The organism is Actinobacillus porcitonsillarum (assembly GCF_003101015.1).
Taxonomy (GTDB): domain Bacteria; phylum Pseudomonadota; class Gammaproteobacteria; order Enterobacterales; family Pasteurellaceae; genus Haemophilus_A; species Haemophilus_A porcitonsillarum.
Window position 1 is genome coordinate 509,797 of sequence record NZ_CP029206.1, and the last position, 24,732, is coordinate 534,528.

At 43.2% G+C, this 24,732-nt stretch carries 29 protein-coding genes and 1 pseudogene; 10 read left to right on the forward strand and 20 right to left on the reverse strand.

The features are described from left to right. Nucleotides 1-8 precede the first annotated feature (8 nt). On the forward strand, nt 9-275 hold the full coding sequence (locus DDU33_RS02580; RefSeq protein WP_108922952.1) for a DsrH/TusB family sulfur relay protein: 267 nt from the start codon (nt 9-11) through the stop codon (nt 273-275). 70 nt (nt 276-345) lie between these two features. Here DDU33_RS02580 and epmA read toward each other — a convergent pair whose 3' ends face one another. Together epmA and DDU33_RS02590 are read right to left on the reverse strand one after the other, a co-directional pair. Further along, nucleotides 346-1,329, reverse strand: a complete 984-nt coding sequence (gene epmA / locus DDU33_RS02585) for an elongation factor P--(R)-beta-lysine ligase (protein WP_005820240.1) — start codon at nt 1,327-1,329, stop codon at nt 346-348. A gap of 235 nt (nt 1,330-1,564) precedes the next feature. Beyond that, complete coding sequence (locus DDU33_RS02590) at nt 1,565-2,899, reverse strand: anaerobic C4-dicarboxylate transporter (RefSeq protein WP_108922954.1); 1,335 nt, start codon at nt 2,897-2,899, stop codon at nt 1,565-1,567. Between the two features lie 391 nt (nt 2,900-3,290). Here DDU33_RS02590 and frdA point away from each other — a divergent pair, with 391 nt between their 5' ends. The 5 genes from frdA (at nt 3,291) to DDU33_RS02615 (ending at nt 6,983) form a co-directional block, all read left to right on the forward strand. Beyond that, nucleotides 3,291-5,084: a fumarate reductase (quinol) flavoprotein subunit gene (gene frdA / locus DDU33_RS02595; protein WP_108922956.1), complete on the forward strand. Its 1,794-nt coding sequence runs from the start codon at nt 3,291-3,293 to the stop codon at nt 5,082-5,084. A 9-nt stretch (nt 5,085-5,093) separates the two neighbouring features. Beyond that, nucleotides 5,094-5,819: a succinate dehydrogenase/fumarate reductase iron-sulfur subunit gene (locus DDU33_RS02600; RefSeq protein ID WP_108922958.1), complete on the forward strand. Its 726-nt coding sequence runs from the start codon at nt 5,094-5,096 to the stop codon at nt 5,817-5,819. 9 nt (nt 5,820-5,828) lie between these two features. Continuing rightward, a complete protein-coding gene (gene frdC / locus DDU33_RS02605; RefSeq protein WP_005821529.1) occupies nt 5,829-6,215 on the forward strand; it encodes a fumarate reductase subunit FrdC in 387 nt (128 codons plus the stop codon). Nucleotides 6,216-6,225: 10 nt separating this feature from the next. Then, entirely contained in the window at nt 6,226-6,582 is a 357-nt protein-coding gene (gene frdD / locus DDU33_RS02610) for a fumarate reductase subunit FrdD (protein WP_005821531.1), read from the forward strand. Nucleotides 6,583-6,752: 170 nt separating this feature from the next. Beyond that, complete coding sequence (locus tag DDU33_RS02615; protein ID WP_005821533.1) at nt 6,753-6,983, forward strand: YgjV family protein; 231 nt, start codon at nt 6,753-6,755, stop codon at nt 6,981-6,983. Nucleotides 6,984-7,050: 67 nt separating this feature from the next. Here DDU33_RS02615 and mscL read toward each other — a convergent pair whose 3' ends face one another. The 4 genes from mscL to DDU33_RS02635 all read right to left on the reverse strand — a co-directional run bounded on the left by mscL (nt 7,051) and on the right by DDU33_RS02635 (nt 10,224). Next, nucleotides 7,051-7,443 carry a large-conductance mechanosensitive channel protein MscL gene (gene mscL / locus DDU33_RS02620; RefSeq protein ID WP_005821534.1) on the reverse strand — a complete coding sequence of 131 codons (393 nt, stop codon included), beginning with the start codon at nt 7,441-7,443 and terminating at the stop codon, nt 7,051-7,053. Between the two features lie 163 nt (nt 7,444-7,606). Next, the gene (hemG, locus tag DDU33_RS02625; RefSeq protein WP_108922960.1) at nt 7,607-8,134 is read right to left on the reverse strand and encodes a menaquinone-dependent protoporphyrinogen IX dehydrogenase; all 528 of its coding nucleotides are present in this window, start codon (nt 8,132-8,134) and stop codon (nt 7,607-7,609) included. 3 nt (nt 8,135-8,137) lie between these two features. After that, complete coding sequence (locus DDU33_RS02630; protein WP_108922962.1) at nt 8,138-9,616, reverse strand: TrkH family potassium uptake protein; 1,479 nt, start codon at nt 9,614-9,616, stop codon at nt 8,138-8,140. Between the two features lie 2 nt (nt 9,617-9,618). Next, complete coding sequence (locus DDU33_RS02635) at nt 9,619-10,224, reverse strand: YigZ family protein (protein ID WP_108922964.1); 606 nt, start codon at nt 10,222-10,224, stop codon at nt 9,619-9,621. A gap of 139 nt (nt 10,225-10,363) precedes the next feature. On the opposite strand from DDU33_RS02635, the gene DDU33_RS02640 reads away from it, so the two are divergent. The 3 genes and pseudogenes from DDU33_RS02640 to modF all read left to right on the forward strand — a co-directional run bounded on the left by DDU33_RS02640 (nt 10,364) and on the right by modF (nt 13,915). After that, nucleotides 10,364-11,314: a TAXI family TRAP transporter solute-binding subunit gene (locus tag DDU33_RS02640; RefSeq protein ID WP_108922966.1), complete on the forward strand. Its 951-nt coding sequence runs from the start codon at nt 10,364-10,366 to the stop codon at nt 11,312-11,314. 198 nt (nt 11,315-11,512) lie between these two features. After that, the gene (gene fmt / locus DDU33_RS02645) at nt 11,513-12,463 is read left to right on the forward strand and encodes a methionyl-tRNA formyltransferase (protein ID WP_108922968.1); all 951 of its coding nucleotides are present in this window, start codon (nt 11,513-11,515) and stop codon (nt 12,461-12,463) included. Continuing rightward, nucleotides 12,464-13,915 (forward strand): annotated as a pseudogene (modF, locus tag DDU33_RS02650) (molybdate ABC transporter ATP-binding protein ModF). Nucleotides 13,916-13,936: 21 nt separating this feature from the next. Here the strand turns inward: modF and DDU33_RS02655 are convergent. The 5 genes from DDU33_RS02655 to DDU33_RS02675 form a co-directional block, all read right to left on the reverse strand. After that, nucleotides 13,937-14,767 (reverse strand): urease accessory protein UreD, encoded by an 831-nt coding sequence (locus tag DDU33_RS02655; protein ID WP_108922970.1) that lies wholly within the window; start codon nt 14,765-14,767, stop codon nt 13,937-13,939. Between the two features lie 79 nt (nt 14,768-14,846). Then, nucleotides 14,847-15,482, reverse strand: a complete 636-nt coding sequence (ureG, locus tag DDU33_RS02660; RefSeq protein WP_005821677.1) for an urease accessory protein UreG — start codon at nt 15,480-15,482, stop codon at nt 14,847-14,849. Nucleotides 15,483-15,599: 117 nt separating this feature from the next. Next, nucleotides 15,600-16,295 carry an urease accessory protein UreF gene (locus DDU33_RS02665; protein WP_108922972.1) on the reverse strand — a complete coding sequence of 232 codons (696 nt, stop codon included), beginning with the start codon at nt 16,293-16,295 and terminating at the stop codon, nt 15,600-15,602. Then, a complete protein-coding gene (gene ureE, locus DDU33_RS02670; RefSeq protein ID WP_005821680.1) occupies nt 16,280-16,837 on the reverse strand; it encodes an urease accessory protein UreE in 558 nt (185 codons plus the stop codon). Before ureE ends, DDU33_RS02665 begins: the two co-directional genes overlap by 16 nt. A 66-nt stretch (nt 16,838-16,903) precedes the next feature. Then, on the reverse strand, nt 16,904-17,521 hold the full coding sequence (locus DDU33_RS02675) for a glutathione S-transferase (RefSeq protein ID WP_108922975.1): 618 nt from the start codon (nt 17,519-17,521) through the stop codon (nt 16,904-16,906). Between the two features lie 124 nt (nt 17,522-17,645). Between DDU33_RS02675 and DDU33_RS02680 the strand changes: the two genes are divergently transcribed. After that, nucleotides 17,646-17,978: a DMT family transporter gene (locus DDU33_RS02680; RefSeq protein ID WP_108922977.1), complete on the forward strand. Its 333-nt coding sequence runs from the start codon at nt 17,646-17,648 to the stop codon at nt 17,976-17,978. Between the two features lie 50 nt (nt 17,979-18,028). On the opposite strand, the gene ureC is transcribed toward DDU33_RS02680, so the two are convergent. From ureC to DDU33_RS02725, 9 genes are all read right to left on the reverse strand, one after another. Next, nucleotides 18,029-19,747, reverse strand: a complete 1,719-nt coding sequence (ureC, locus tag DDU33_RS02685) for an urease subunit alpha (RefSeq protein ID WP_108922979.1) — start codon at nt 19,745-19,747, stop codon at nt 18,029-18,031. 11 nt (nt 19,748-19,758) lie between these two features. Next, nucleotides 19,759-20,064, reverse strand: a complete 306-nt coding sequence (ureB, locus tag DDU33_RS02690) for an urease subunit beta (RefSeq protein WP_005825580.1) — start codon at nt 20,062-20,064, stop codon at nt 19,759-19,761. 95 nt (nt 20,065-20,159) lie between these two features. Continuing rightward, nucleotides 20,160-20,462: an urease subunit gamma gene (gene ureA, locus DDU33_RS02695; RefSeq protein ID WP_005825519.1), complete on the reverse strand. Its 303-nt coding sequence runs from the start codon at nt 20,460-20,462 to the stop codon at nt 20,160-20,162. A 91-nt stretch (nt 20,463-20,553) separates the two neighbouring features. Continuing rightward, nucleotides 20,554-21,459, reverse strand: coding sequence for an urea transporter (locus tag DDU33_RS02700; protein WP_108922981.1), 906 nt, complete (start codon nt 21,457-21,459; stop codon nt 20,554-20,556). 20 nt (nt 21,460-21,479) lie between these two features. After that, on the reverse strand, nt 21,480-22,109 hold the full coding sequence (locus DDU33_RS02705) for an energy-coupling factor ABC transporter ATP-binding protein (RefSeq protein ID WP_108922983.1): 630 nt from the start codon (nt 22,107-22,109) through the stop codon (nt 21,480-21,482). Between the two features lie 116 nt (nt 22,110-22,225). Then, the gene (locus DDU33_RS02710; RefSeq protein ID WP_108922985.1) at nt 22,226-22,837 is read right to left on the reverse strand and encodes an energy-coupling factor transporter transmembrane component T family protein; all 612 of its coding nucleotides are present in this window, start codon (nt 22,835-22,837) and stop codon (nt 22,226-22,228) included. Then, nucleotides 22,834-23,439, reverse strand: coding sequence for a cobalt transporter CbiM (cbiM, locus tag DDU33_RS02715; RefSeq protein WP_108922987.1), 606 nt, complete (start codon nt 23,437-23,439; stop codon nt 22,834-22,836). The genes DDU33_RS02710 and cbiM overlap by 4 nt, the downstream gene beginning before the upstream one ends. Then, nucleotides 23,439-23,897: a carboxypeptidase-like regulatory domain-containing protein gene (locus DDU33_RS02720; RefSeq protein ID WP_108922989.1), complete on the reverse strand. Its 459-nt coding sequence runs from the start codon at nt 23,895-23,897 to the stop codon at nt 23,439-23,441. Before DDU33_RS02720 ends, cbiM begins: the two co-directional genes overlap by 1 nt. Next, the gene (locus DDU33_RS02725; RefSeq protein WP_108922991.1) at nt 23,897-24,616 is read right to left on the reverse strand and encodes a DUF4198 domain-containing protein; all 720 of its coding nucleotides are present in this window, start codon (nt 24,614-24,616) and stop codon (nt 23,897-23,899) included. Before DDU33_RS02725 ends, DDU33_RS02720 begins: the two co-directional genes overlap by 1 nt. Between the last annotated feature and the right edge of the window lie 116 nt (nt 24,617-24,732).

A 24,732-nucleotide genomic window follows, 5' to 3' on the forward strand; every position in this document is an offset into this window, starting at 1 on the left:
GGAGTATCATGCTTTATACCTTATCCAAAGCACAATATGATGCCCAAGAATTAGCGACAATCCTTGAACAAATTCGCCCAACCGATGCCCTCCTTTTATGGCAAGACGGCGTGTTACAAGCGGTCAAAAATCCACAATTATTTACCAACATTGACCACGTTTTTGCGCTAAAAAATGATGTTCAGGCAAGAAACTTGCCTCTCACACTGCCACAGCTCTCACTGGCGGAAGTCGTTAAATTAACCGAAGACTATGCTCCCCATGTTGCATTATAAGTGCTTCATTTTATATAGAAAGGACGCCTAGTTGGCGTCCATTGAATACTAACTTTGTATAAAACTAAACTTAGGCGCTCTCCACCCCGAACGAAATAACCTCTTTGATATGTTCTGCACCAAGGGCAAGCATAATCAAACGATCAACACCTAAAGCCACCCCTGAGCAATTTGGAATACCGGCTTCTAATGCTGCAAGAAAACGCACGTCTAAGGCTTGAGGCGGTAAGCCCATTTTCTCACGCTCAACATTATCAGCGTTAAAACGGCGGATTTGCTCTTGTGCATCATCTAATTCATGAAACCCATTGGCTAATTCAAGCCCTTTATAATAAAACTCAAAACGTTCAGACACTCGATGATCTTCGCTACTCACTTGTGCCAACGCTGCTTGTGTTGAAGGGAAATGATATACCGCCGTTGGACGTTCTTTGCCGATATTAGCCTCTACGATTTCGCTAAATAAGAATTGTAGTAGCGTATCTCGGTTTTCATCGTCATCACATTGCAGACCATGCTTACGGGCTTTTTCGACCAACTGCGATTTCGTGGCAGAAAGTGGGTCTAATCCAACATACGTTTGGAAAACAAATTGATAGCTATATGACTCCGCCGGCTCACAATCTAAAATTTGCTGGAGCAAATCGTCCACTTCATTGATTAAACGATACATATCAAAATAAGGGCGATACCACTCTAACATGGTAAATTCAGGGTTGTGTCGCTTACCGGCTTCTTCGTTTCGGAACACTTTGCATAATTGATAAATCGCTCCCGAGCCTGCCGCTAATAAACGCTTCATGTGATATTCCGGGCTCGTCATCAGATAGAGCGGTTTTGCCTCACGCTCAAACGGTGAGAGAAATTGCGTACTGAACGTGGAAAGATGAACATCCGTTACCGAAAACTCACTTAATACCGGCGTTTCAACTTCTAACACACCACGATCTGAAAAGAACTGACGGATTTCTTTCATAATTTTGGCGCGCTTTAATAGGTGTTCAATTGAAGCCGTAGGTTGCCATTCTATTTTTGTTAAATCTAATTGTGTCATGGTTTTGATGTATGAAAAAATTTGACCGATAGAGTAAACCAGCCACAAAGGCTTTTCAAGCACTCTAAAAAGACAAGCGGTTGAATTCCTGAGATTTTTTGCAAAATTCTCTCGAAATTCAACCGCTAAAAGAGTTATATACCCCGTTCATAAACGAGCCGTAATATTCGGGTGGGGATAAACCCCACCCCTACACACTTTATCGTAAAAGTCAGCTAATGACTCAACCGTGCAATTAAATTAACACGTTAGCTAAGGCGATACCTACACAACACGCCACCACAACACCGACAAGACCCGGTGCCATAAAGCTGTGGTTGAAGTAGTATTTACCAATTTTGGTTGTACCAGTTACGTCAAAGTTCACCGTTGCGATATCTGACGGATAGTTCGGGATAAAGAAGTAAGCATAAGTTGCCGGCATTAAACCGACTAATAATGGTGCCGGTAAACCAATCGCAATACCTACCGGTAATAACATTTTCGCTGTTACTGCTTGGCTGTTTACCACCACAGACACCGCAAATAATGCGAAGGCGAATGTCCAAGGTTGTGCTTTAATCATTTCAGTAATACCGGCTTTGAATGATGGCATTGCATAGTTGAAGTAAGTATCACTCATCCACGCAATCCCGAAAATCGCAATAGTTGCCACCATACCGGATTTGAATACCACGCCATTTGGTACTTTTTTCACATCAGTTTTGGTTAGCACTAAAATTAAACCACCGAAGGTAAGCATCACGATTTGGATAATTTTATCCATACCGGCTGTTTTGCCTGTATCTGCCATAACCGGTTTAAGTGATGGGATCATCGCAACAATCACGATAGTTGCAATCGCTGCCAAGAAGAGATATACCGAGTTTTTCGCACTAGCAGGTAATTGCTCATCAAGTGATGTTGAACTGGTTTCTTCAATTTGTTTACGCATCACAGGATCTTGCATACGGCGTTGGTATTCCGGATCATCCTCTAACTCTTTACCACGGCGTAAGCTATATAATGAAAGTGCTAACACACCACAGAAAGTCGCTGTCATCGTAACCGCAACCACATTTAATAAAGTTACGCCTTCAAAACCCGGCAATTTTGTGATTTCTGTTAAATAATAAGCAACCGCCGCAGAAAGAGGACTACCTGTAATCCCTAATTGTGATGCCACAGAAGCCGCTGCCATTGGACGTTCAGGACGGATTTTATTTTTTAACGCGATGTCGCCAATGATTGGCATAATAGAATAAACTGAGTGCCCTGTTCCTAACATTAATGTCATAACGTAAGTTACAATCGGGCCTAAAATCGTAATACGTTTTGGATTGCTACGTAAAATACGTTCAGCGATTTGTAACATAAATTTCAAACCACCTGCCGCTTCTAACACAGAGGCACAAGTTACCACCGCTAAGATAACTAACATTACGTCAATCGGGGCTTTCGATAATGGCATACCGAGGAAAAAGACTTCCACAAACAAACCAATACCAGACACAACACCAAGACCGATACCGCCATAGCGACTACCGGCATATAAAAATGCTAATAAAAGCAAAAATTCAAAATAAAGCATAAAACGCTCCTAAAAAATAAACAAAATTTACTGTGTAAAAGTGTACGCCTCTCATTTTAAGAAAACTTTGCACTTGATCAAAAATACCTCCTAATGGGTAATATTTTCGTTAGATGCTGAAGATTTGAGCGTATAGAAAAAGTTTATAAAAAATTTTCAGCGCTCTAAAAAACGCCTTTTTGTTGAAAATAAAATCATATTAATCAAATAAATAAAAGCCATTATCATTCACTCCACTCACGAAAATTCTAAGTTTGAGATAGATCATAAAAGCGGTTATTTTTTGTTAATTTTTTGTAAAACAGTCTTTCGTCAATACCTCTAAGGTGGCAAAATAGAGCCATACAAATCGTTTTTGTTTGACCCATTTACTTATTTTTTTGGAGTGTATATGCAAAATCTTAATTTTGACGTAGCCATTGTGGGGGCTGGTGGCGGCGGTTTACGAGCAGCAATCGCAGCAGCGGAAGCAAACCCAAACCTTAAAATTGCCTTAATCTCAAAAGTGTATCCAATGCGTAGCCATACTGTAGCTGCAGAGGGTGGTTCAGCCGCAGTAATTAAAGATAATGACTCTTTTGATAACCACTTTAATGATACTGTAGGTGGTGGCGACTGGTTATGTGAGCAAGATATCGTTGAATATTTCGTAGAACACTCTCCTATCGAAATGACGCAATTAGAGCGTTGGGGCTGTCCTTGGAGCCGCCGTGAAGATGGTGAAGTAAACGTACGTCGCTTTGGTGGTATGAAAATCGAACGTACTTGGTTCGCAGCAGATAAAACCGGTTTCCATATTTTACATACCCTTTTCCAAACCTCGATGAAATACCCTAACATCGTGCGTTTTGATGAGCATTTTGTATTAGATATTTTAACCGACAACGGCGAAGCTCGTGGTTGTGTGGCAATGAATATGATGGAAGGCACACTTGTTCAAATCAATGCACCGTCAGTGGTTATCGCAACAGGTGGTGGTTGCCGTACTTATCGTTTCAATACCAATGGCGGTATCGTAACAGGCGATGGTTTATCTATGGCATATCGTCACGGTGTTGCCTTACGTGATATGGAATTCGTTCAATATCACCCAACAGGCTTACCAAACACCGGTATCTTAATGACTGAAGGTTGCCGTGGTGAAGGCGGTATCTTAGTGAATAAAGACGGTTACCGTTACTTACAAGACTATGGTCTAGGACCAGAAACACCAATCGGCAAACCAGAAAATAAATATATGGAATTAGGCCCTCGTGACCGAGTTTCTCAAGCATTCTGGCAAGAATGGAAAAAAGGCAATACCTTAAAAACAGCAAAAGGCGTTGATGTTGTTCACTTAGATTTACGTCACTTAGGCGAAAAACACTTAACAGAACGTTTACCGTTTATCTGTGAATTAGCACGTGCTTATGAAGGTGTTGATCCGGTTACTCAACCAATCCCTGTTCGCCCGGTTGTTCACTATACAATGGGTGGTATTGAAGTGGATATGAACGCTGAAACTTCAATCAAAGGTTTATATGCTGTCGGCGAATGCGCTTCTTCAGGTTTACATGGTGCTAACCGTTTAGGTTCTAACTCTTTAGCGGAATTAGTGGTATTCGGTAAAGTTGCCGGTGAAAATGCAGCACGTCGTGCATTAGAAGCAACACCTGCAAACCAAGCACTAATTGATGCGCAAGCAAAAGATGTGGTTGCTCGCTTAACCTCATTAGCAAACCAAGAAGGTAACGAATCTTACTCTGATATTCGTAACCAAATGGGTGATGCAATGGAAGAAGGTTGCGGTATCTATCGTACCCAAGAAGGTATGGAAGGTGCGGTAAATAAAATTGAAGAGCTTAAAGAACGTTATAAACGCATCAGCGTAAAAGATAAATCAAGCGTATTTAATACCGATTTACTCTATAAAATCGAACTTGGCTTTATTTTAGATGTAGCACAATCTATCGCATGTTCAGCTGTTGAACGTAAAGAATCTCGTGGTGCTCACCAACGTTTAGACTACACTGAACGTGATGATGTGAACTACTTAAAACACACACAAGCATTCTTTAATGCAGACGGTAAACCAACCATCAAATACAGCGATGTGAAAATTACCAAATCTCAACCTGCAAAACGTGTGTATGGTGCTGAAGGTGCAGCACAAGATGCAGCGAAAAAAGCAGCAGAACAAAAATAGGGGATAGCTATGGAAAAAATGACGATTGAAGTGCTTCGTTATAACCCGGAACAAGATAACGAACCACATTTAGAAAAATTTGAAGTACCGTTTGATGGTCAAACATCATTATTAGATGCGTTAAACTACATCAAAGATGAATTACAACCAGAGCTATCTTACCGTTGGTCTTGCCGTATGGCGATCTGTGGCTCGTGCGGTATGATGGTAAACGGCAAACCGAAACTGGCTTGTAAAACATTCTTACGTGATTATAGTGGTCATATGCGTATTGAACCGCTTTCAAACTTCCCGATTGAACGTGACTTAGTCGTAGATTTAAGCCACTTTATCGACAGCCTTGAAGCGATCCAACCGTATATCATTGACAATAAAGCACCGGAAGGTCAGCGTACAAAACAAACTCCGGCACAACTTGAGAAATACCGTCAATTCTCAATGTGTATCAACTGTGGTTTATGTTATGCCGCTTGCCCTCAATTTGGTTTAAACCCTGAGTTTATCGGTCCGGCAGCCTTAACATTGGCTCACCGTTATAACTTAGATAACCGTGATAACGGCCGTGAACAACGTATGAAACTGCTCAGCAGCCAAAATGGTGTTTGGAGCTGTACTTTCGTTGGTTACTGTTCTGAAGTATGTCCGAAACACGTAGGTCCTGCTTCTGCGATCAACCAAGGCAAACTTGAAAGTGCAAAAGACTACGTTATCTCAATCTTAAAACCAAAAGGCTAGGGGGAAAGTATGACAACAAAACGTAAAGCCTATGTGCGCGAAATGAATGCAAACTGGTGGACAAAACTTGGCTTTTACAAAGCATATATGGTACGTGAAGCAACCGCCATTCCTACCGTTTGGTTCTGCTTAGTATTACTTTATGGATTAATTAGCTTAGGAAACGGGACATTCGCAACGGATTTCTTAACATTCTTAAAAAATCCACTTATCGTTATCTTTAACTTGGTAAGCTTAGTGGCAATGTTATACCACGCCAAAACACTCTTTATCATGACACCACAAGTGTTAGATATCATGGTTAAAGGCGAAAAATTACCGGTTGAGAAAGGTGCCAAAATCATGTGGGGCATCACTGCTGTTATCAGCGTTATTGTTTTAGCCCTTGCGTTATAGGAGAAGAAATATGAGCAAACAAGATGTTATCAACAAAGCGGTAAAATCAAATGAACCGCCAGTTTGGTTACTATTTAGTGCCGGTGGTTCTGTAAGCGCATTCTTTTTCCCTGTTGTGATTTTAGTACTTGGCGTATTATTACCGTTCGGTATTGTTGATGTAGAAACTCTCATCAGCTTCGCCCACACTTTCATTGGTAAATTAGCGATTTTAGTACTCACAATTTTCCCAATGTGGGCAGGTATGCACCGTATTCATCACGGCTTACACGACTTAAAAGTTCACGTACCGGCAGGTGGATTTATTTTCTACGGCTTATCAACGCTTTATACGTTTGTCGTGTTATACCTTACTTTCGGTTTATAATTCGAACAAATTTTACCTTCAAAGCTACCCGTTTGGGTAGCTTTTTTCTTACCTAAAAACTTTTTTGTAAATTTTTCTCACGCAAACCTTTGCTTTTCAACACCCTACCGACAAGCCGATAAAGAACAGGTAAAATAGCCAAAATAATTTAACTCACTGAGGATTTTTAAATGAACGCTATTGAATTATTAGGCTATGTCGCCATGATTTTAGTTGCTTGCTCTTTCTTATTAAAAGATATCGTGAAATTACGTCTAGTAAACGCATTAGGCGCTTTATGTTTCGTAATTTACGGTTTCTTAATTAACTCACTCCCCGTTGCCGGTTTAAACATCTTCGTGGTATGCGTGAATGTTTATTACATTTGGAAAAGCTTTCAACCGGTGGACGTTGCAGCCTAACAAAAAGCGGTTTAATTTTGCAAAAAAATAACAAAATTAAACCGCTTATTTTTTATCTAAACGTCACTTATTTTTTTAATAAATCACGAATTTCTGTTAATAATTTTTCTTCTGCTGTTGGTTCAGCCGGAGCTTCAGGTGCTGGCGCTTTTTTCAGAGAGTTGATCACTTTTACCATACCGAATACTGCAATTGCAATGATTAAGAAATCGAATACGTTTTGAATAAACGCACCATATTTTAACATTACTGCTTCTGCACCTTCTTTAGCCGGGGCAATTTCAATCGCTAAATCTTTGAAATCTACGCCGCCGATTAACCAACCGATAGGTGGCATTACAACATCACTTACTAATGAAGACACAATTTTACCGAATGCACCACCGATGATCACACCGACAGCCATATCTACTACGTTACCTTTAACCGCAAATTCACGGAACTCTTTTAAAAGACTCATATTACTTTCCTTTGGAAATGATATTAAATAACCCTCTGTTCAAGAGAGATGATTTAAGTGCCTTTATACTTGAGGAGAATAAAATACCCTTAAATATACCTCTTTACTATTAGAGGAAATAGGAGACGAATTATACTCGTCATGTTAAAAAATTGTAGCGAATTTACGTCAATTTACTTAATTTTTGTGCAAATAATTCAACCTGCTGCCAATCCGTGTATTCATACTCTTTCGTGGCATCGGTTTCGCCTTTGGTAATATGCATAATAAATTGAATCATCACACGGTCAAACCAGCGGTAGCGAGGATAAAGCAATGCGCCTGCCATCACTTCAACCACGGTTGGGCGCCATTGAATTTTGGCTAAAAATTTTCGCACATAAGGGTTGGTTTCTGCGGTTTTGCGATTAGCCTTGCGAGCGGTTAAACCCACACCATAAAATGCAGAAGGCTTGCTGTTTAGCTGTTCGGCATATTGAGCAACAAATTGATAAACCTGCGGATTAAAATGCCCATAACGCACGGAAGCCCCCACTACAATTTGATCGGCATTTGCCATTTTTTCTGCAAAATTGACCGCTTGATCTTGGATAGAAACTAATTCGACCTCGTGGTTAATCTGTTCAGCCAATTTCTCCGCAATCTTTTGGGTTTGACCATCGGTAGTAAAATAGAAAATAACGGTTTTCATTTATCAATCCTTCCAAAAAACAGGGCTTAAAATCACAAGAAGCGTAAATACTTCTAAACGTCCGCAAACCATCGCAAAGGTCATTACCCATTTTGCGCCGTCCGGTACTTGCGTAAAGTTACTGCTTACACTCCCCAATGCCGGCCCTAAGTTGTTCAAGCTGGCAAGCACGGCGTTAAAGGCGTTGAACGACTCCATACCGCACAAAATCGCCATCAGCCAGCAAAGAATAAACACAAAAATATAGGCGGAGAAAAATGCCCAAATACCTTCTTCAATGCGGTCTGAAAGCACCGAACGACCAAGTTTAATCGGCTTCACCGCATTCGGGTGAACGAAGCGGTGGATTTCTCGGTTCATTTGCAAATAAAGCAATAATACCCGAATAACTTTTAAACCGCCTCCCGTTGAGCCGGCACAGCCGCCGATAAACGAAGCTAAAATCAAGAGTGTCGGTAAAAACGAAGGCCATTGGCTAAAGTCATTCACGCCAAAACCGGCGGTCGTAGAAATCGACACCGATTGAAAGAGCACTTGTTCAAAGCGAATATTGGCTGTCGTGAAATAGTCATACGCCCACATCACAAGCAAACAAAGGGCAAATAAAACAAACTGAATAACCAAAAACGAACGGAATTCATAATCTCGCCAGTACAAGCGGGTTAAAACACTGTTTTTCCGTTTCTCTTTCGGGTCTTTTAATTGATGAAACAACGTGAAATGCAGCGCAAAGTTACAAGATGAAATCAGCAAAAAAAAGACGGTAATGTAGTTAATGGATGCACTATTAAAATAACCGATACTCGCATCGTGGGTAGAAAATCCGCCAATCGAAATGGTCGCAAAACTGTGCGAAACCGCATCAAACGGTGTCATCCCTGCCAACCAATAAGCCAAAGCACAAAGCACGGTCAAAGAGAAATAGATTTGCCATAGCATTTTTGCTACATCTGCAATTCTCGGTTGCATTTTCTCGTCTTTCATCGGGCCGGGCATTTCTGCACGATAGAGTTTACCTAAACCCATCATGGGAATAATCGCAATCGCTAATACGATGATCCCCATTCCTCCCAACCATTGCAAAAATTGTCGATAAAACAAAATGGCTTTCGGGAGATGATCTAAGCCGGTAATGACCGTTGCGCCAGTGGTGGTTAGCCCGGAAAACGACTCAAAAATAGACTCGGTAAAGTTTAAATCCGGATGTTCTAACAGGATAAAGGGAACCGCCCCCAAGCAACCGAGAACAATCCAGAACAGCACCACAATCAAAAAACCTTCTCTGGCTCTAAGTTGCTGTTTATATTCACGACAAGACCACCATAATAATGCGCCCACCGCAAAGGTAATGGAAAACGCTTCAAGGAATTCTCGACCGCCACCATCGCCATACACCAACGCCACCAAAGCCGGCAGAAGCATCGTAAGCGAGAAGCTCATCACAAGCACGCCCACAATGCGAATAATAGTAAAAAATTGCACAATTATTCCTTTTCTAAACTTAATTTGCCGGCAAATCGCTGGCTTAATGCTTGCTGGATTTTAGCAAATTCAGTCGGGTTTATCGCCAATTTTAAGGCAATCTTGTCGCTAAATTGCTGATCAAGTAACTCAATATCCCAATCGTTCATCATATGTTGTAGCGTGTTGAATTGCTCATATTCGCAGTGCAAGCGGTAGTTTTCACGTAAAACTTTGCGAATTTTCTCCACATTAAGCAATGCCTGCTGCACGCCATTACCGTAGGCCTTAACCAAACCGCCCGTACCAAGCAAAATTCCGCCGTAATAACGTACCACCACCGCCGTGATTTCGCCCAAGCCTGAGCCTAACAAATAGTTGAGCATCGGCTTACCTGCCGTGCCGGACGGTTCGCCATCATCAGAAAACCCATATTGTTGCGAATCTGTTGGCGTGCTGGCAACCGTAGCCCAACACCAATGCCTTGCCTGCGGATGTAATGCTTTGATTTCTGCCCAAAACGCTTTGGCTTGTTCCATACCTTCGGTGTGGCGGAGGTAGGTAATAAAGCGACTTTTCTTAATTTCTTCTTCAAAAATAACGTCTGTTTTAGGGATAAAAAATTCCATTTGAATACTCGTTGTCGCCAAATTGACATATTTTAGCAAAATTTCGCTAAGAGTTCCCCTTTCTCCCTCACAAAACCATTGCAAACGGTTGCGTAATCTTGTATATCTACCAAAAAACCAACATCAACAGGTAATGACTATGAAAAAAATCCCCTCTCTTTTTGTGTTAAGTACGCTCCTTTCATCACCACTTTATGCGCAGCCAGCCAAGCCTATCACGCTAGGAACAGGAAGTGAAACCGGGCTTTATTACGTAACCGGCAACGCCATTTGTCAATTGGTTAATCGCACCGATAATTTACCGGACTGCAAAGCGCTGGCAAGCGACGCCTCGGTTGATAATTTAAATGCGATTGCCAATGGTCAAATCGAGCTGGGGATTGTGCAATCCGACTGGCAATATAATGCCTATAACGGGGTCGGTTCTTTTGCTGATAAAAAGAATGACAAACTCCGTGCGGTGTTCTCTATTTATCCCGAACCTTTTACCATCATTGCACGTGATGATGCCAACATTAAAACCTTTGAAGACCTTAAAGGTAAACGCTTTAATATCGGCGTAGATGGTTCCGGTACGCAAGCGACAGCAAATGTATTACTTAATGCCAAAGGTTGGACGGCGGCGGATTTCAAGGTGTTAGATAAATTACCACCGGCAGAAATGGTTAAAGCCTTATGCAATAATGGGCTAGATGCGGCAAGCTATAATGTCGGACACCCTAACACGGCGCTGAAAGAAGCAACAGAAAGTTGCGACCTGCATTTAGTGCCGATTACCGGCGAAGTAGTTGATAAGCTCATTCAAGCGCATAGTTATTACGCCAAAGCAACCATTCCGGCAAAAACTTATAACGGTACCGATCAAGCGGTCGATTCTTTCGGGGTTTATGCAACATTGGTAACCTCTGCCGATGTGAGCGAAGAACGGGTTTATGATGTGGTGAAATCGGTGTTTGACAATTTTGAACGCTTCAAAAAATCCCACCCCGCCTTTGCGAATTTGAAAGAGAGCGAGATGATTAAAAATGCGCTTTCTGCACCGCTGCACGAAGGGGCAATCAAATACTATAAAGAACGTGGTTGGTTGTAAGTGTTTACATGTAAGAACATTTAATTTTTGTAGGGTGGGCATCCTTGCCCACCATTTGATTATCCGATTGTTATTTTGGTGGGCAGGGATGCCCACCCTACACCACTTCTTAAACACTAGCTTTTGTGCAAATACTGCATAATACCGTTCTTTTTTCTGATAAAATTTCACTACGTTTCATTTTACTTTTTAACTACGATGTCAAAATTAAATATTATCTTTGCCGGCACACCTGATTTTGCTGCGCAACACTTACAAGCCCTTTTAAACTCCGAACATAATGTAATTGCCGTTTACACCCAGCCGGATAAACCTGCCGGACGTGGTAAAAAACTGCAAGCAAGCCCAGTCAAACAGCTTGCCGAAACTCACCAAATTCCTGTTTATCAGCCGAAATCTCTTCGTAAAGAAGAAGCACAAGCTGAACTTAAAGCATTAAATGCCGATGTGATGGTTGTGGTCGCTTATGGCTTGATTTTGCCGGAAGCGGTGTTAAATGCACCGAAATACGGTTGCTTAAACGTACACGGTTCACTGCTTCCTCGTTGGCGAGGTGCGGCACCTATTCAACGTTCGATCTGGGCGGGCGATCAAGAAACCGGTGTAACCATTATGCAAATGGACGGGGGGTTAGATACCGGCGATATGCTTCATAAGGTAACTACCGCTATCGATCCACAAGAAACCTCTGCCTCTCTTTATGCCAAACTAGCAGAATTAGCGCCGCCTGCACTACTTGAGGTTTTAGACGGTTTGAGTGAACAACGCTTTAAGCCGGAAAAACAAGAAGAAGCACTAGCAAACTATGCAGAAAAGCTCACGAAGGAAGAAGCAAAACTCGACTGGAATTTAACCGCTTGCCAGCTTGAACGTAACATTCGCTCATTCAACCCTGCACCTATTGCATATTTAACGCTACCGGTAAACGGTGTGGAAGAGCGTATTAAAGTTTATCAAGCCGAAGTCTTGCCACATCAGGCTAAAGAGGCAGGCACCGTGCTGGCGGTGGAGAAAAAAGGAATTCAAATTGCCACCCATGAAGGGGTGTTAAACATTACTCAACTACAACCACAAGGCAAAAAACCGATGTCTGTTCAAGATTTCTTAAACGGTCGTGCAGATTGGTTTGTGGTCGGAGAAAAACTCTAAATGTTATCCATTCATCAGGCACAATTTTCGTTATACCAACATCGCAAACTGATTATTGAACAGCTTACCATTCACCCAACCGAATTTTGGGTTGTGGTGGGTGGCAATGGTTCGGGCAAAAGTGCATTGGCACAAGCCCTTGCCGGAGAAATCCCTTGCTATGGAGGAGAATACCAAAATACGTTTTCACGGATTGCATTACTCTCTTTTGAGCAACAGCAAAAAATCATTTCGCAGATTTTCAAGGACCGTAATAACGACACCGTTTCGCCTGATGACTTCGGTTTGACCGCTCGCCAAGTGATCTTAAACGGCAGTGAAAATTGGCAATTATGCGAACAATATGCACGAAAATTGCATATTGAGGCATTTTTAGATCGCCCGTTTATCCACCTTTCCACGGGCGAAAGCCGCAAAGTGCTTTTTTGCCAAATGTTAGTCAGCGAACCTGATCTCTTGATTTTAGATGAACCATTCGAGGGGCTTGATCAACAATCTGTTGCTTACTGGCAAAGTTTGTTGGCAGAACTTGCCGGCAAAATGGCGGTGGTTCTGATTTCAAACCGCTTTAATGATATTCCGACTTGTGCAACACACCTTGCTCTTTTGGATAATCTCCAACTGATTTTACAAGGTACTCGCTCAACCATAGAACAACAAGCGGTCTATTCTCAATTACAATTTGCAGAAAATCATCTTCATACGCCATTACCGAGTCGTGCAACGCCAGCGATTGCTCTTGACCCGCACACTAATCCCTTTGAACTCAAAGAGGTTACCATTCAATACGGCGAGAAAATCATTCTAGATAAATTGAGTTGGACGGTTGAACCTCATCAACATTGGTGGATAAAAGGCCCAAACGGTGCAGGGAAATCGACTTTGCTTTCGCTAATTACCGGCGATCACCCTCAAGCTTACGCCAATAAAGTACGTTTATTCGGACGGCAACGAGGATCGGGGGAAACGATTTGGGATATTAAGAAAAATATCGGCTATGTCAGCAGCCAATTACATATGGATTATCGGGTAAATAGCTCGGTGCTTGATGTGATTATTTCCGGTTTCTTCGACTCGATTGGCGTTTACCAACAAACACCGACCGCCTTTAAGCTCAAAGCAGAGGAATGGCTGGCTCGTGTTAATTTAGCACATATGGCAAATAAACCGTTTCGCACACTCTCGTGGGGACAACAACGTTTACTGCTGATTGTTCGTGCCATGGTTAAACACCCACCGATTTTAATTTTAGATGAACCACTACAAGGGCTAGACGGTATCCATCGTAAATTAGTCAAATAATTTATTGAGCAGCTGGTTGAGAATAGTCAAACTCAACTCTTGTTTGTTTCCCACCAAGACAGCGATGCACCAAATTGTATTACGCACTTGTTTGAGTTTAGGGAAATAGATAAAGGATATCGCTATCAGCAAACCCAAATTAAATCTTAAATTGCAAAATAAGCGGTCATTTTAGACCGCTTTTTTACAAATGCTACCAATCTCATCAAACAACTGCTGGATCTGCTCTGCTCGGTGTCCTAGCACTCGCACCATCAATCCACCTTCGTTAAGTTGAGAAAATCCGATCAACAGATTTTCACTGCTGGTAAACGTCTCTTGAAGTTGCTTCAACATCGCTTTGATTTCCAGCGCACTTTTGGATAAATTCAAATACGTCAGCGAACCTTGATGGCTATAATCTTCCATTTGGCTTAAGGCGGTTAGCGTCATTTTGCTTGGTAACCACTGAATACAATCAGAAACAAGCGGTCGTTTTTCGCCATTTTTTTGCAACGCATAAATTTTCAAATGGGAAGAAAACTGGCGGAACGCAAAACATTCATCATTTAGCACACGCCCAATCGCCACAATTTCGCCATAAATCAGCTCGCTGTTCTCCGCCATTTCGATGGTCGTTTTCTGCTTTAATGCCGAGTCTTTATGCAACACCAACGGATGCGGCAAATAAAATAAACGACTGGCTTCTGCCAGCTGAATTTGCGTGATTTGCTCGGCAAATTCGCCGTCATTCATTGCTTGCACACGGGTAAAAGCCTGTGTAGTGAGCGTAAGTGCGGTCGATTTTCGCAATGAAATTTGAATGTCCAAACGGTCGCCACCGAGCAAACCGGGCGATGAAGACATCTGCATTGCATTCAACCCCTTTTGCCACGCTTCTGCTTTGTTTGTGGAATAATCCGGCAACGTCATCAATTTAAACGGCGGCGAAACAAAATAGTCATCAAGCTGAGTATTACCGCTTGGGGTGAGTTTGGTTGAGATTAAAAGTTTACTATTCATTTTTGTAGGGGCAAGGTTTATCCTCGCCCGAAAGATTATTCAACATACCACGGGCGGGGATAAACCCCGCCCCTACGAATTAACGAACAAGAGAGCTAGGCTCTTCCACGTTTTTCAACAACGCATATTTTTCAATCCAGCCAATTACGCCATCGAGATTTTCTTTTTTCATCAGGTTGGTAAAGATAAACGGCTGACCGTTACGCATACGGCGTGCATCACGTTCCATTACGCTTAAATCTGCACCAACAAACGGCGCTAAGTCGGTTTTGTTGATCACAAGTAAATCAGAACGCGTGATACCCGGTCCGCCTTTACGTGGAATTTTCTCGCCCTGTGCCACGTCAATCACGAAAATGGTTACATCCGCCAAATCAGGGCTGAACGTTGCCGATAAGTTATCGCCGCCCGATTCGATAAACACGATTTCCACATCAGGGAAACGCGCAACCATTTCGTCCACCGCTTCTAAGTTCATTGACGCATCTTCACGGATCGCCGTATGCGGACAACCGCCCGTTTCCACGCCCATAATGCGCTCAGGTGGAAGTAAGCTATTTTTGGTTAAAAACTCCGCATCTTCTTGGGTGTAAATATCGTTGGTAATGACTGCCACGCTGTATTTATCCGCGATTTCACGGGTTAATTTTTCGATTAAAGCGGTTTTGCCCGCCCCCACAGGGCCTGCCACCCCGATTTTGATGTATTTACGCATTTGTTTTTCCTTTTTATGGACAGCGGACGCCAGCGTGGCGTCCCTACCAATCACGTTAAATTTATTTCCGAGAATTTTTCGGAAGTTGTAGGGACGCCATGCTGGCGTCCGCAAAAATCATGACATATATAAACGAGTATAAAGCTGCTCGTGCTGCATCGCTCGGATATCATTCGCTAGCGTTGCCGCCCCAAGCCATTCGAGGTCTGGCGTTAAGCTCTGTTCGACCGCTTCGGCTATTGGTTGGCGTAGGTCGAACAGAATATCCTGCCCGTCCATTTGGCTTAATGGGATCAATTTAACCCCGTTTGTAACCGCCCCCACCGCTGCATTGTAGTAGAACGCATAGAGCGTTTCCGCTTTATCTAATTTCATTGCCTGTGCCACCATCGCAAACACGATAGGGAAATAGCCCTGACAGCGTTTTTCGACAATCGCTTGTTGAAATTCGGCTAACAACGGGTGTTGTTCGTAGCGGATAAAAATTTTCAACAGACGAACACCGAGTTTATAGCTACCTTCACGGCTTTCTCGGGCGATTTTGGTCGCTGCCAATTCTTGATCGAGCTCGAGCAAGCGGTTTAAATCGTTCGCGTCCATCGCATCAAACGCCAGTGAGAGATAAGCACCGTCATTGTAAACCCAGTTTTGCAACAACTGCGTTTGCACATATTCCTCAAGACTGGCTTTGCTGTCCACCTTGCGTTGCTGGACGAAGGTTTCTAAACCGTTGGAGTGGTTAAAACCGCCGATAGGCAAAGTCGGATCGACCAAGTGCAACAATGCGCCGAGTTGTGTTAGTGCTTGTGCCAATTTCCATCTCCGTGATGATGATAGCCGTGATGGTCGTGGCTATGTGAATGAGAATGTCCGTGCCCTTGTGCGGAATTTGCCCGCAACGCTTGGCTTAAACGGCGTTCTGCTTTTTGCGGTTGAAATCCAGCCGCTTGTAGCCACTCAAACATCGGTTTATCGTAAGGTAAAGTAACCTCATCGCCATCTAAAAACAGTGGCGAATGTTTGTTACCGATTTCATAACACGCACGTGCCATTTCCGGTAATGTTTTTGGCGAAAGCACAATCACTTCGCTCGGGACAATTTCAATCGCAATCACAAGGCTATCGCTGATAAAAACAACATCATCGTGCTTTAATCGCTGCCCTTCTTTTAACAGACGAAACGCCACTTCACGCCCCGATTGAGAAGTTTTACGCAAAATGTTGCGTTCGCTTTCATACCATTGTAATTGAACGTAATCCACCGTTTGATCCGTGATTTTGCCTTCGGCACGAAGTGCGGTCAGATTACCGATAATTTCTTCCATAATGGGAAGGATTGGGTTAATTATTTGCATTATTCTTATATCCTATCTTGTCGCAGAGCGACAATACTGCACCTAACCACGTACGTGAGTGCGTGGCTAAACACTTGGCTTGGTATCATTCAACACGGCATACTTCCCATTCATCTCCTCTGCCCAAGCGGTCAAATTTGGGAAATTTTTTGCAAGATCGTAACCGATTTTATCGGCTCTAAATTGCCACCAATCAATTAAACAAACGGCGGTTAATGTGCCGATATTGAGTTCTGTACCGAATGGTTTTAAAGCCTCTTCGAGCTGGTTTAGGCTACGAATATTGCGTTCCATCAGCTGTTGATGACGGCTTGTCCACCATTCGTTTTCAGGACGGAGCATTTTTTCGGCGATCATTGGCATGATATTTTCCATAATGCCATCCGCCAAATTGTGCAACGCCAATACCGCCCAGCGAGGTTTACCACTTTCAGGCAATAGTTTGGGTTGCTTGCCTTTTTGATCGAGATATTCGCAAATTAACAAACTTCCGAAAAGCCAATTTCCACAATTTCGCTGCAATGCCGGCACTCGTCCAAGCGGATTGTCTTGATTGTGTGGCGAATTTGGGTCGAATGATGAAGTAATACGTAATAGTTCTGTTTTATCTTCAAGTTGTTGATGTTTTAAAGTTGCCAACGCTTTACGAGCGTATGGGCTAGTGGTGGAGTACCAAAGTTTCATAAAAACTCCTTAATTTGTTACGATTTGTAGCGAACTTGCTCACAAATAAACATTTTTAACAAGACTACTCAAAAATTCATTTTTTCTTTATAATTCCTTCGTTTTTTAACATAGGAGAATGAAAATGAGTGCTTGGATTTTACTTTTTATTTCTATTGCGGCTGAAGTTTGCGGCACAACCGCTTTAAAACTGAGCGATGGATTTACCAAACCCTTGCCAACGCTCGCCGCTGCGATTGCTTTTACGTTAGCGTTTTATCTGATTTCTGTTGTTTTCCGCACCTTGCCTGTCGGTTTAGTTTATGCCGTTTGGTCAGGTTTAGGCATCATTCTAACATCTGTAATTGCCTTTTTTGCCTTTGGACAAAAGCCTGATTTGTGGGGGTGTGTCGGAATAGCAATGATTTTAGGCGGCGTGCTAGTAATCAATTTATTGTCCAACAGTTCCGCGCATTAGCTACAAGCGGTCAATTTTACAAATTTTTTTGCAAATTCGACCGCTTACCATTAAAACATAAAATACCGCTGCGCAAGTGGTACTTTTTTCGCTGGTTCGCAGGTAATCAGTTCGCCATCAACACGGACTTCATAGCGTTCCGGATCAACGGTGATTTCAGGTGTTGCGTTGTTGTGAACAAGGTCTTTTTTACCGATGTTACGGCAACCTTGTACTGCAATCGTCTCTTTTTCAATACCAAAGGTTTCTTTGATATTGGCTTCAACACCTGCTTGTGAAACGAAGAACACCGCACTTTCTCGGTTGGCTTTTGCGTGCGCGCCAAACATTGGGCGGTAGAATACCGGCTGCGGTGTTGGGATAGACGCATTTGGATCGCCCATTTTCGCATAGCTGATAAAGCCTTTTTTCATCACGAATTCCGGTTTTACACCAAAGAACATCGGTTTCCAAAGAACGATATCCGCAATTTTGCCCACTTCTAATGAACCCACGTGTTCGCTAATACCGTGCGCAATCGCTGGGTTGATGGTGTATTTGGCAATGTAGCGTTTGATACGGAAGTTGTCGTTGCCTTCTGTGCCAAGCTCGCCACGTTGCGCTTTCATTTTGTCGGCGGTTTGCCACGTACGTGTTACCACTTCTCCTACACGTCCCATCGCTTGCGAGTCGGAACTCATAATCGAGAACACGCCGATGTCGTGCAAAATATCTTCTGCCGCAATGGTTTCAGGGCGGATACGGCTGTCGGCAAAGGCAACATCTTCCGGCACACGTTTATCTAAATGGTGGCAAACCATCAACATATCTAAATGCTCATCAATGGTATTGATTGTAAACGGACGAGTTGGGTTGGTCGAAGCCGGCAATACGTTCGGGTACATCGCTGCCTTGATAATATCCGGTGCATGTCCGCCACCTGCGCCTTCGGTATGGAAGGTATGGATAACACGTCCGTCAATCGCTTTCATGGTATCTTCTAAGAAACCGCTCTCATTTAAAGTGTCAGTGTGGATTGCCACTTGCACATCCATTTCATCGGCTACTTTTAATGCTGCATCAATCACAGCCGGCGTAGCCCCCCAGTCTTCGTGGATTTTTAAGCCTAACGCACCAGCACGAATTTGCTCTTTCAATGGTTCGAGTGTTGAGCAGTTGCCTTTGCCAAAAAAGCCCACGTTTACCGGTAAGGCTTCACAGGCTTGGAACATACGTTGAATGTTCCAAGCGCCAGGGGTACAAGTGGTCGCGTGCGTACCGTCTGCAGGACCTGTACCACCGCCAATCATCGTGGTAATACCGTTTTCAATGGCGTGCTGTGCTTGTTGTGGGCAAATCCAGTGGATATGCGTATCAATACCGCCGGCGGTTGCAATTAAATGTGCACCGTTATGCACCTCCGTGCTTGCGCCGATAATCATATTTGGGGTTACATTGTCCATTGTGTCAGGGTTACCCGCTTGACCAATGCCGACAATACGACCATCACGAATACCAATATCCGCTTTAATAATGCCGAGTTTAGCGTCAATAATCATCACGTTGGTTAAAGCAAAATCTAACACATTGGGATTATCACGGGTTGCCGTGCCTGATTGCGCCATACCATCACGCACCGATTTACCGCCACCGAATTTACACTCATCGCCTTTGGTTAATAAATCCTGCTCAATGGTCGCCCATAAATCGGTATCGCCTAAACGGACTTTATCGCCAACGGTTGGTCCATAAGTCGCCACATATTGACTGCGTGGAATTGTTAATGCCATTTTCTTTCTCCTTACAGTTTGCCATCAATTGCGTTATGGAAACCGTAAATGATTTTGTTTCCGCCAAATTCTACCAATTCTACCGTTTTAGCCTCGCCCGGCTCAAAACGAATAGCATTGCCTGAAGGCACATTTAAACGCATACCACGCGCCAAAGTGCGGTCAAATTCGAGTGCGTTATTGGTTTCAAAAAAGTGATAGTGAGAGCCAACTTGAATTGGTCGGTCGCCTTTATTTACCACATCTAATTTTACGGTCTTACGTCCAACATTGGCTTGAACATCACCGTCTGCTAATTTGTATTCGCCTGGGATCATTTTTTTATCCTTTTGTCTTGTAGGGGCGAAATATTTTTCGCCCTGAATGCCCACGATTGCTTAGGGCGAAAGATGTTTCGCCCCTACAATGTCCATTAACGGATTGGATTATGTACGGTTACTAATTTTGTGCCATCAGGGAAAGTTGCTTCAATCTGCACTTCGTGCACCATTTCCGCTACGCCTTCCATCACATCTTCAACGCTTAACAATGTTGCGCCGTATTGCATTACTTCTGCGACAGTCATACCATCACGAGCCGCTTCTTGTAAATGGCTGGCAATATAAGCAATCGCCTCCGGATAATTTAATTTCACACCACGAGCCTTACGTTTTGCCGCAAGTTCGCCAGCAAGAAAAAGCATCAGTTTTTCTTGTTCTCTTGACGTTAAATGCATATTTTGTTCCTTCTTTTAACAATAAATTGTTTGCGTAGGGGCGGGGCGATGTGCCCGCCCGATATTTCATAGGGAAAGCCCCTACAATCCATTATGGATTTAAAATTTTCACTAATTTGTTTTTATCAAAATTCGCTTTATCAACTTTGGATTTTACCAACAATAAAATCCAGCTGGCGACAATAAAACCGATGGTATAAGTTGCCAAACCGGTTTTTGCCACACCAAATTGAATGAACACCGCCATAAGCGAGCCTAAAATCACATAGGCAAAATTGCGTAATTTCGTGCCGGCAAAGGCGCAAGCAACCAATATCGGCGAGAAGCCATAAATCCCATTTGCCAAGCTATTTTGATCTACACCTAACAAATGATGAGCAAATGCCGTACCTATTGCGGCAGCGGCAATCCCCCACATTGCGGCAACGGGTGAGCTAATCGCAATCGCTAAGAAAAGTAACGCCCCTGTTACCGCACTTGAGCCAAAATTCACTTCCGCCCACGCATAAAATGGCGAACGTACCGCATCTACCGTATTGGTATAATCCGCTAATGCCGGCGTGGTTTGTGTTAAACCGAACAGCTCAAATTTCGACACCGCCCAGCAAAAAATCCAGCAACTTAAAACGAAAGGGAAAGTAAACGCCACACGCTTACGTTTCATAAACGCTCGCATAATTAACGTTGAAATAATGGCTGCGAGCAAGCCTAAAATCCAAATTAACGGGTTAGTCGCATCAGTTTCGCCAAAGGTAAACATCACGCACATAAACGCAAGGCTGGCGTTAAAGCCGTATAAGCCTTGATCGATTTGAGCCAACGGATAGCCTAATGCTTTTGCTGTAAGCGTCCCGATTAACGCCCCGAGCAAGCACGCCACCCCCAGTGTCCAATGGCTAAAGAACATCGCAATCACGATAACCAAGCCCGACAACCCGTTTTCTTGCAGAAAAATCTGCCCTACCCCCGTGAGGGTTTCTTTGATGAGTTTTTGCATATTACCTTCCTGTTGTGTTTTTATGGTTTTGTAAGATGTAATACTTTATCGGCTAATTGGTCGCAGAAATCTTGATCGTGCGAGGCAATCAGCATCGGCAACGGCAATGCTTTTAGAAGAGCAGTCAATTTTGCTTTATTTTTTGCATCTAAGCCGTTGGTCGGTTCATCAAGTAAGAGCATTTTCGGCTGCATTGCCAACACACCAGCCAATGCCGTGAAATTTTTTTCGCCGCCGGAGAGCAAATTCACAGGGCGATCTTTAAGATGTTCAATCCCAAGTTGTTGCAGCTGGTTCAGGGCAATCTCGTAGGCTTCTTGCTTATTTTTTCCCTGATTTAAGCAACCGAACGCTACGTCATCTAATACCGTTGGACCAAATAATTGATCGTCTGCATTTTGGAAACAAATCCCCACCGTACCACGCCAAGGCTCAAAATCCGCTTCGGTTTTACAAAGCGTGCCAAAGAGTTCAATCTCGCCCGAATGAATCGGCACAAACCCCAAAAGCGCCAATAATAATGTCGATTTCCCCGTACCGATTTCCCCTTGCAGGAAAAATTTTTGCTGATCGGTAATAGTAAAATTTAAATCAGAAATGACCGCTTGTTGATTGCGACAGAGGGTTAAGTTTTTAACGTTTAAAATCATTGATTTGCTTTCCTGTTTTACTCTTTCGTAGGGTGGGCATCCTTGCCCACCATTTATATCCGATGATATTTTCGGTGGGCAAGGATGCCCACCCTACGTATATTCTCTTTGAAAAATTAAACCCTAAACCCTCTCGCTTTCATTGCCATTTCTGCCTTTTCCGCTTTTAGCATTGCGTGAATAAGCAAAAGTGCCACACGTTGTGAATACACTTTGATTGTATAAAGATTGCACTTTGGCTGAAATCCCCTCGCTTTCATCGCTCTGTCCATTTTCTCGTTCAGCTCGCTTAACAGGGCAATATAACGCACCGTGAGAATAAACAGATGTTTGAGTTTTTTCGGTAGCGGTAATTTGGTGATCGCTTGCACTAAAATGGTGTCAGTCACATGGTGCAGAAAAAGCCAAACCGACAGCACAATCAAATTCATTCTCAGGGTTATCAACTTCGCTAAAGCGATACCGTGCGTATTCAGTTCTACGCCATCGGTGCCGATTTTCCAGCTTAACGTTGCCCAAACCAAGACGGAGAAAAGATTAAATTTCAGCCAACGTTTGAGCAAATGTTTTGGTTGATGGCTATGCAAAAAACACACCCAAGCGGCAATACAAGCGGTTAAAATCAGCAAGAATGTTGCAGATTGAATACTGCTTGCCACAATGCCGAAGATAAAGGCATAAACGAGGCGGTAGTGCGGTTCAAGAAATCGTGTTTGGCCTTCCGTCATCGTTGCAACGCCTCTGGCATCATTTTGGCGAGGGTTAAAATCACGCCTACGCTGACTAGGCTATCGACCACAAACACAGGCAAGTGTGAAACCAGCAACAAACCGATAAGATCGCCATAAGCCTTACCGCCGTCAAAGGCTAATACCAGCGAAGCAACCAATGCCGAACCGCCTACACCGATCACGCCAGCCAGCACGCCCGATAAAATCAACCCTTTGCGAGTGGTCGCTTTTCTTAACATTGGGAACACCAACAAACGCACTGCCAATGCAGGAAGCGCCATAATACAGAGGTTCACACCTAACACCGCAAAACCACCGAAGGAAAAGAGCAACACTTGCAGCACCAAAGCAATCAAAAATGCAGGGAAAACCGCCCAGCCTAAAAACAATCCAGCAATGCCATTTAAAATCAGATGTACGCTGCCAATCCCAACCGGAATATGAATGGTGCTTGCCACAAAGAACGCCGAAGCAAAAAGTGCGGTAATCGAAAGATGTTCATAATTCATCTTCTTTAAGCCAATCGCCACGCCCACCACGGCGCAAACCGCCCCGATTATCAAGGTTGAACTGTGTAACACGCCTTCAGACAAGTGCATTACTTCGCTCCTTTTCTGGCTTTTAGCAATGCCACAACGCCGAATAAACCGAGAATGTAACCAATGCCACCGATCACATCACGCAGATAAATTTTGTTTTTCAGTTGCTCGATCTCTTCACGCAATAGCTGAATATCCGCTGTGTTGGTTTGTGCGACGATTTTTTGCACTTGTGCCTCGGCACGATGCCCTTCCATACCTTCCACAATCACGGTAAAAACGCCGTCTTGCGTGAGAGGCAGAACGAATCGCCCTTCTTTATCGGTTTTGCCGTAAACAACCGGCTCGGTTTCGTTTGGTTTTACCGCTTCCACATACGTTTCTGCTACCGGTGTTTGGTCGGAATAATAGGCTTTGCCCGTGATTTGTTGCCCATCATATTGCGCCGATAAATGCATACCGTGGGCAAACAGATTGGTAGAAAACAGCAAAAAAATGACCGCTTGTAGGTGTTTCATTATTTCGCCTCAAACGTCAGCAAATATTCATAAGTGCGGTCGGTGTAATCCGGATTATCCGCCACTTTTTCCTCAAACTCCGCCCATACTTTATTAAACCCAACAGTTGGTGTGAAGTAAGCAATGCCTTGTTCATCGGTTAAATTAAACGGCTTATCTTCGCCTAAACCGACTTTAATCCCTTTAACCGGCTTCCCATCTTTTAACACTAAAATGGCTAGCGGTTTACCGACCACAGGTTCACTTTGCGGAACAAGCTCATAGGCTTGTTGATGGGCTTTTAACGCCTCGCCGTCCTCCCAGCTTAAAATCGCCTTGCCCAATTTCATCGGGTTCATCGAAAATTCTGCGTTTGGCGCTTCTTTTTTGGTTTTCTCCACATATTTACCGCTCGGCAATTTTGACCAAATACCATTGTTAAACTCAATAAAAACAATGTTGCCTTCCACCGCAATGACGGCTTCGCCTTTGTTGTTGTCCATTTTATTAAATGCAGGAGAAAGCGGGCTAATTTTGCCGTGAAAGAGTTGGCTAACAGAGGTTAGTTTAGAGAGGGGATAAGGTTCTGTGGTTTCGTGACCGAATTTAATGAGGTAATGAGGCATTTTAGTATTGAGAGGGGAACGTTCGAGCCAGACATTATGCGCTTGAGCAATAGTTGAGCCAAATAAACACACGGCGATTGCCGCAACACTTGTCAATTTAAACGAGAAAGCCATTTTCAACCTCTATTTATTTTAAGTGATAAAACAATTTGGGAATATTTTAGAATAGTTTTACTTATCGCTCAAATTAAAATTTCTAATAATCAAGTGAATTTTCTTTCATTTATATA

What these genes read in the sequence shown, in the direction of transcription:
- DDU33_RS02580 (WP_108922952.1), top strand. Translation starts at nt 9, where the DNA reads ATGCTTTATACCTTATCCAAAGCACAATATGATGCCCAAGAATTAGCG.
- epmA (WP_005820240.1), bottom strand. Translation starts at nt 1,329, where the DNA reads ATGACACAATTAGATTTAACAAAAATAGAATGGCAACCTACGGCTTCA.
- DDU33_RS02590 (WP_108922954.1), bottom strand. Translation starts at nt 2,899, where the DNA reads ATGCTTTATTTTGAATTTTTGCTTTTATTAGCATTTTTATATGCCGGT.
- frdA (WP_108922956.1), top strand. Translation starts at nt 3,291, where the DNA reads ATGCAAAATCTTAATTTTGACGTAGCCATTGTGGGGGCTGGTGGCGGC.
- DDU33_RS02600 (WP_108922958.1), top strand. Translation starts at nt 5,094, where the DNA reads ATGGAAAAAATGACGATTGAAGTGCTTCGTTATAACCCGGAACAAGAT.
- frdC (WP_005821529.1), top strand. Translation starts at nt 5,829, where the DNA reads ATGACAACAAAACGTAAAGCCTATGTGCGCGAAATGAATGCAAACTGG.
- frdD (WP_005821531.1), top strand. Translation starts at nt 6,226, where the DNA reads ATGAGCAAACAAGATGTTATCAACAAAGCGGTAAAATCAAATGAACCG.
- DDU33_RS02615 (WP_005821533.1), top strand. Translation starts at nt 6,753, where the DNA reads ATGAACGCTATTGAATTATTAGGCTATGTCGCCATGATTTTAGTTGCT.
- mscL (WP_005821534.1), bottom strand. Translation starts at nt 7,443, where the DNA reads ATGAGTCTTTTAAAAGAGTTCCGTGAATTTGCGGTTAAAGGTAACGTA.
- hemG (WP_108922960.1), bottom strand. Translation starts at nt 8,134, where the DNA reads ATGAAAACCGTTATTTTCTATTTTACTACCGATGGTCAAACCCAAAAG.
- DDU33_RS02635 (WP_108922964.1), bottom strand. Translation starts at nt 10,224, where the DNA reads ATGGAATTTTTTATCCCTAAAACAGACGTTATTTTTGAAGAAGAAATT.
- DDU33_RS02640 (WP_108922966.1), top strand. Translation starts at nt 10,364, where the DNA reads ATGAAAAAAATCCCCTCTCTTTTTGTGTTAAGTACGCTCCTTTCATCA.
- fmt (WP_108922968.1), top strand. Translation starts at nt 11,513, where the DNA reads ATGTCAAAATTAAATATTATCTTTGCCGGCACACCTGATTTTGCTGCG.
- DDU33_RS02655 (WP_108922970.1), bottom strand. Translation starts at nt 14,767, where the DNA reads ATGAATAGTAAACTTTTAATCTCAACCAAACTCACCCCAAGCGGTAAT.
- ureG (WP_005821677.1), bottom strand. Translation starts at nt 15,482, where the DNA reads ATGCGTAAATACATCAAAATCGGGGTGGCAGGCCCTGTGGGGGCGGGC.
- ureE (WP_005821680.1), bottom strand. Translation starts at nt 16,837, where the DNA reads ATGCAAATAATTAACCCAATCCTTCCCATTATGGAAGAAATTATCGGT.
- DDU33_RS02675 (WP_108922975.1), bottom strand. Translation starts at nt 17,521, where the DNA reads ATGAAACTTTGGTACTCCACCACTAGCCCATACGCTCGTAAAGCGTTG.
- DDU33_RS02680 (WP_108922977.1), top strand. Translation starts at nt 17,646, where the DNA reads ATGAGTGCTTGGATTTTACTTTTTATTTCTATTGCGGCTGAAGTTTGC.
- ureC (WP_108922979.1), bottom strand. Translation starts at nt 19,747, where the DNA reads ATGGCATTAACAATTCCACGCAGTCAATATGTGGCGACTTATGGACCA.
- ureB (WP_005825580.1), bottom strand. Translation starts at nt 20,064, where the DNA reads ATGATCCCAGGCGAATACAAATTAGCAGACGGTGATGTTCAAGCCAAT.
- ureA (WP_005825519.1), bottom strand. Translation starts at nt 20,462, where the DNA reads ATGCATTTAACGTCAAGAGAACAAGAAAAACTGATGCTTTTTCTTGCT.
- DDU33_RS02700 (WP_108922981.1), bottom strand. Translation starts at nt 21,459, where the DNA reads ATGCAAAAACTCATCAAAGAAACCCTCACGGGGGTAGGGCAGATTTTT.
- DDU33_RS02705 (WP_108922983.1), bottom strand. Translation starts at nt 22,109, where the DNA reads ATGATTTTAAACGTTAAAAACTTAACCCTCTGTCGCAATCAACAAGCG.
- DDU33_RS02710 (WP_108922985.1), bottom strand. Translation starts at nt 22,837, where the DNA reads ATGACGGAAGGCCAAACACGATTTCTTGAACCGCACTACCGCCTCGTT.
- cbiM (WP_108922987.1), bottom strand. Translation starts at nt 23,439, where the DNA reads ATGCACTTGTCTGAAGGCGTGTTACACAGTTCAACCTTGATAATCGGG.
- DDU33_RS02720 (WP_108922989.1), bottom strand. Translation starts at nt 23,897, where the DNA reads ATGAAACACCTACAAGCGGTCATTTTTTTGCTGTTTTCTACCAATCTG.
- DDU33_RS02725 (WP_108922991.1), bottom strand. Translation starts at nt 24,616, where the DNA reads ATGGCTTTCTCGTTTAAATTGACAAGTGTTGCGGCAATCGCCGTGTGT.